Source organism: Pseudoalteromonas sp. SIMBA_162 (genome assembly GCF_046535955.1).
Taxonomy (GTDB): Bacteria; Pseudomonadota; Gammaproteobacteria; order Enterobacterales; family Alteromonadaceae; genus Pseudoalteromonas; species Pseudoalteromonas marina.
Genome location: NZ_JAWJBQ010000141.1, coordinates 1 through 357, shown reverse-complemented (window position 1 = coordinate 357; position 357 = coordinate 1). Strand labels below are relative to the sequence as shown.

Below are 357 nucleotides of genomic sequence, written 5' to 3'. Positions count from 1 at the left end.
AGCAAGAGGAAGAATATTAGTAAAGTTATAATGAAAAGGACAAAGTGATTTTACTTTGTCCTTTTTTATACAACACTCACCATGAATGAAAAATATAAGCAAACTACAAGTAATACGCTCATGAATAAAGAAAATAAAACTGGTGCTTTTTTGACAAAGGAGAAAATAGTCATAGCTAAAAACAGTGCTGCTAGAATAATAAATAGAGTGCTCATAAAGTTGATTGAAAGCTGTAACGTGAGGTCCTCCTGAATAGGCATCTTAGAAAACAGAGTAAATAGTTTCGATACTGTATCAGAAGAAATCACAGTCTCTTTCGGAGGTGCCTGTTCCCCGAGGACGGCAGTTGCACAAAAA

The 357-nt window shown here is 34.7% G+C and carries 1 protein-coding gene; it reads right to left on the bottom strand.

Going from position 1 to position 357, the window contains the following annotated elements:
* Positions 1 to 65 precede the first annotated feature (65 nt).
* Positions 66 to 357: hypothetical protein (locus R0J88_RS19065; protein ID WP_410900738.1), on the bottom strand; the 292-nt coding region annotated here is incomplete at its 5' end.